Source organism: Bordetella sp. (genome assembly GCF_057362025.1).
Genome location: NZ_JBMQQZ010000023.1, coordinates 1 through 4,749 on the forward strand (window position 1 = coordinate 1; position 4,749 = coordinate 4,749).

At 66.0% G+C, this 4,749-nt stretch carries 5 protein-coding genes; 2 read left to right on the plus strand and 3 right to left on the minus strand.

Annotated features, from left to right (window positions below; genetic code table 11):
- Window positions 1-989 (minus strand): phosphomethylpyrimidine synthase ThiC (locus ACO1P8_RS06620; protein WP_486295115.1); only part of this gene is annotated, 989 nt, incomplete at its 3' end.
- 302 nt (window positions 990-1,291) lie between these two features.
- Between ACO1P8_RS06620 and ACO1P8_RS06625 the strand changes: the two genes are divergently transcribed.
- Entirely contained in the window at window positions 1,292-1,939 is a 648-nt protein-coding gene (locus ACO1P8_RS06625; RefSeq protein ID WP_486295116.1) for a SecDF P1 head subdomain-containing protein, read from the plus strand.
- Between the two features lie 191 nt (window positions 1,940-2,130).
- Here ACO1P8_RS06625 and ACO1P8_RS06630 read toward each other — a convergent pair whose 3' ends face one another.
- The gene (locus ACO1P8_RS06630) at window positions 2,131-2,592 is read right to left on the minus strand and encodes a helix-turn-helix domain-containing protein (protein WP_486295117.1); all 462 of its coding nucleotides are present in this window, start codon (window positions 2,590-2,592) and stop codon (window positions 2,131-2,133) included.
- Window positions 2,593-2,675: 83 nt separating this feature from the next.
- Between ACO1P8_RS06630 and ACO1P8_RS06635 the strand changes: the two genes are divergently transcribed.
- On the plus strand, window positions 2,676-3,719 hold the full coding sequence (locus ACO1P8_RS06635) for a helix-turn-helix domain-containing protein (protein WP_486295118.1): 1,044 nt from the start codon (window positions 2,676-2,678) through the stop codon (window positions 3,717-3,719).
- 74 nt (window positions 3,720-3,793) lie between these two features.
- On the opposite strand, the gene ACO1P8_RS06640 is transcribed toward ACO1P8_RS06635, so the two are convergent.
- Entirely contained in the window at window positions 3,794-4,696 is a 903-nt protein-coding gene (locus ACO1P8_RS06640; RefSeq protein WP_486295119.1) for a c-type cytochrome, read from the minus strand.
- Between the last annotated feature and the right edge of the window lie 53 nt (window positions 4,697-4,749).

Sequence of the window (4,749 nt, forward strand, 5' to 3'; positions counted from 1 at the left end):
ACGCCCTTTTCGGCCTCTTCGATCAACGTATCGCGGAAGATCTCCCAGGTCAGGTCCTCGGCCTTGCCGTCGACCTTTTCCAGCGCCTGGTAGATCGGCACGGTACCGGTGGGCACCGGCGAATTGCGCACGATCCATTCGCGCGTTTCGAGGAGATGCTTGCCCGGGGACAGGGCCATCACCGTATCGCCGCCCCAGCGGATCGCCCAGGTCATTTTCTCGACCTCTTCGCCGATGCCGGAGCTGACCGCGGAGTTGCCGATATTGGCGTTGATCTTGACCAGGAAATTACGCCCGATGGCCATGGGCTCCAGCTCGGGGTGGTTGATGTTGGCCGGGATGATGGCGCGGCCGCGCGCCACTTCGTCGCGCACGAATTCCGGCGTGATGGACGATGGGATGGCCGCGCCGAACGACTGGCCCGGATGCTGGCGCAGCATGCGCTTGACCAGCTTGTCGCCTTCCGGGCCGCTGGCGCGCAACGATTCCAGGTATTGCTCGCGGCGCAGGTTCTCGCGGATGGCGACGAATTCCATTTCGGGCGTGACGATGCCGCGGCGCGCGTAATGCATCTGCGTGACGTTCGCGCCGGCCTGGGCGCGGCGGGGCGGACGCTGCAGGTCGAAACGCATGGCCGTCAGCTTGGGGTCGGTCAGCCGCTCGCGGCCGTAGGCGCTCGAGGGGCCGGACAACACCTCGGTGTCCTTGCGTTCTTCTATCCAGCCACGGCGCAGTTCGGGCAGGCCGCGGCGGATGTCGATCTTGACCGTGGGGTCGGTGTAGGGGCCGCTGGTGTCGTAGACCGTCAGCGGCGGGTTCTTTTCGCCGCCGAACATGGTGGGCGTGTCGTGCTGCTCGATTTCGCGGAACGGCACGCGGATGTCCGGGCGCGAACCCTGCTGATAGACTTTGCGGGATTTGGGCAGCGGGGCTACCGCGGCGGCGTCGACGGCGGCCGTGGCGGCCAGGAATTTCGGGTTGGCGTTCATGGAAGCTCCAAGCGAGGGTTTGGAGCCGAATAGGGTTGGATTCCGGCGGTTTCCGCCGGAACGCTCCCAGCATCGGCATTATCCGTACTGGTACGAAGGGACTCTCTCAACCTCTGGTTCCCGGTGCCGCCATTTCGAAGGAATCCGGCGGAACCGCAGTCGGACCGTGAAGTACCCCTGCGTGCATGCGACAGTATAGACAACATGTCGGGGACCTTACATCTGGAAGCAGTCTGCGTTATGCCCCGCCTTGCGTCCCCTGTACACTTTTTTCGCAACCTCCACCAATAGGAAAAGCTGTTATGCACATCAAATTCCGTACGATCGCACCCGTGGTATTGATGGCTACGGTCCTTCTGGCGGGTTGCCAGACGCCTGGCAACAAGGCCGGTGGTACCGCGTCCACGCAGTCCGGCGGGACCACGGCGCCCGCGGGCGGCACGCCACCCGGTACCGCGCCCGGCAAGCCCGGGCCCTCGACCGCCCCCGTGGCGTCGTCGGTCGGCTTCTACATCGCGCAAACGGAGGCCGCCCCCAACCTCATGGAGGTCAAGCTCAGCGATGCCACGGTTTATGTGCAGCCGCAGCCCGTGCTCACGCGCGCCGACCTGACCGAAGCGGCGGCCCTGGTCGATCGCCAGGGGCAGAATTTCGTCGGCCTGCGCTTCACCCCGGAAGGCGCGCGCAAACTCGCCCAGATCAGTTCGCAGAACGTCGGCAAGCTGCTGGTGCTGGTCATCAATGGTCAATTGGTCGCCGCGCCGCGCATCGCCGAACCGTTGAATCGCGGCGTGCTGGCCTTCGGCGTGGATACCGCGCAAACGGCGACCGAGATCGCGGCCCGCGTGCGCGGCGATGCACCGGCTGCTTCGGGCAGCGGCACGCCGGCGGTACCGCCGGCATCCAACCGGTCCGCCCCCGCGTCGGGTACCGCGGCACCCGCCCGCTGAAGCCCGCGTCCTGGGGCGAACCCCAGGACGCGCGGCAAGCCATCGCGCCCCGGCGTGACGCGCCGCGGCGCGTTTTCTTTTGCGCTACGTGTGAGATGTTTTTACGCGGCCTGCGCGATGTGCTGTTGTCCGTCGTTCGCGATGGGGTCATTCGACCGAGCGCATCCGCCGGGGCAGGTCGGCTACCGGGATCACTCGCCGCGGCGCGTCTTGCCTTTGGATTTGAGCGGCGCGTAGTTGCTGTGGCAGGCCTCGATGAAGGCGGCCACCATGTTTTCCAGATGGCGCTTGTCGCGCGCGGTCAGGGTTTCGTAGCGGCCGCGCGGGATGTGCTGGAAGGGCCAGTCCGCATCCTTGCGGGCGTCGCCGAACATGCCGTGCGCGCCATCTTCCATCAGGGCATAGCGCTGTCCGCCCGTGGGGTTCGCGTAAACGTCGGCGGGGCGTTCCATCGGCCCCTTGCCGGTGTCCAGCCACTGCGCTTCGACACCCAGCGCCGCCGCCAGCTTGAACAGCGCTCTGCTGGATTTGCGTTCGCCGCTTTCGTAGCTGGCGACCGCGCTTTGCGACAGGCCCGCCAGACGCGCCACTTCGGCCTGCGTGTATCCGCGCAGTGAACGAACGTGCCTCAAACGGTCTGAAAATTTCTTCACGGACCGATTGAAGCTTGCACCGTTGCCACGTTGGTGTTTATATAAATCACATTAGTGGTTTTGTCGTGTGCAGGAGAAAGAACATGATGGATTACCGGGACGTCATCGTGCTGCAGGACGCGCGGGCGGTAAGAGACAACCTGGCGCAGGAGTTGTCCAGGCGGGACTTCACGGTGCGCTCCTGCGGCAGCCTGGCCGGCCTTCGGCATCTGTACGCCGCGCAACCTTCGCCCCTGATCGTGCTTACCGGCGAATCGGACGACCTCGCCTGCGACGCGCAAAGCGTCCGCATGGCGGCGCCCACTGCCATTGTCATTGCGCTGGGCACCGCGGCCGACACCGCGTGGCGCATGCACGTCATGGCCGCGGGAGCCGATGCCTGCCACGCGGCATCGATCGATATCGCCGAACTTACCGCCATCCTGATGTCCTGGGGGCGGCAAGCCACGCGCGCCTGCCGCGCGCAACCGCAACGGTCTGGCGACGCTGCCGGGCGGTCCTCCCGTCGTCCCGTGGATCACGTGGAATCCGTGCCACGAGCCGGGCCGGCCCGCGTCGAGGTCGCGCAGGCGCACGCTCAACCGGCGTCCTGCCACGATGGCGGCTCCAGGGGATCCCGGTATCCTCAGGATGCCGCCCATCGGCCGTCTCCCCTCGGCGCCATGCCCCGAGCGGGCAGTCCTGGCGCAGGCTGGAACCTGGATGCAAGCTGCCGTGTGCTCATATGTCCTGGCGGCCGCACCTTATTGCTGACCGTAGCGGAAAACGGCTTTCTCGTGCGTATGGCATCCAGCGAGGCCCAATTGGCTCGCCGCGGACGCCGCGCCTCGACGGGCCAGGATGCGGGGATCGGCGAGCCCCCCGGGCCGGACTTGGACCCGCGCAGCATGGACGTCCTGGTGTCGCGGTTGCGCCGTAAGGCGCGGCTCGCAGGGATCGACCTGCCCCTGTTGGCGGTGCGGGGCTGCGGCTATCTGTTTGCGGAGCCATTGGTGGCAAGTCCGTCATCGTTACCCTCCTCCGTCCCGGTACCCCGCGTTCCCGGCATGCCGCGATCTACGCCAAAACACCTTCCACTCGCGGATCCCGGCGCAAGCATGTTGGCGACACGGCTGCTTGCCGCATGATTGCATCCCATAAAGCACAAATCCCTACCGGCGATATTGCCCGGTAGGGATTTGCAAGGCCGTCCGCTGGCAGATTACTTGGCTGCCTGGACCATATATTCCACGGCGGCCCGGATATCGGCTTCCGACGCGTTGGCCGCGCCGCCCTTGGGCGGCATCGCGCCCTTGCCGGTGATCGCCGTCTTGACCATGGTGTCGAGGCCAGTCTGGATGTATTTGTCCCAGTCGGCCTTGCTACCGAACTTCGGCGCGCCTGCTACCCCGGTGCCATGGCAGGCGAAACAGGTGGTCTTATAGAGCTTTTCGCCCGCGGGGTTCACCGCCGCTTGCTGGGCGGGTGCCGGTGCTGGTGCCTGTGCCTGTGCCTGTGCGGCAGGAGCCGGCTTGGCTGGAGCCGCGGCCGCAGTGGGTGCGGCGGTCGCGGGGGCTGGCGCGGCGGCCTGGCCCTGGTTCGCCGCGGGTTGCGCGGGCGCTTCCGGTTCCTTGAAGTTGCCGCCCGACTTGTTGGCCATGAAAACCACGGCGCGTTCGACTTCGTAGTCGCTCAGCGAGGGGTTGCCACCCTTGGGCGGCATGGCGCCCTTGCCGTGCAGGGCGATGTTGAACATCGCTTCCAGGCCTTCCTTCATACGGGGGGCCCAGGCGGCGTTGTCGCCGACTTTCGGCGCGCCGGCCACACCCGCCGTATGGCAGGACGTACAGACGGAACTGAAAACCTGTTCGCCGGTCTTAAAGACCTTGGGCGCGTTGGCGTCGACCAGGTCGAAACCCGCGACGGGGGCAATGCGCTTGTCGATGGCTTCCGGTGTCAAGGCGTTGGACCCCGCACCGCTGCGGCCGTAGGAGGCCACCATATTGACGAGCATCAGGATGATGATGATCGGCACTAGAAAGGCCAGAACCACCGTGACGATCAACTGCTTCGGGGTCTTGATGAGTGAGGCGTGTTCTTCTACGTGTTCCTGCTCTTTGCTCATAACCTAATCCTGCTGTCGGGTACCGGGGCGCCTGGGGCGGATAAAGTACTACG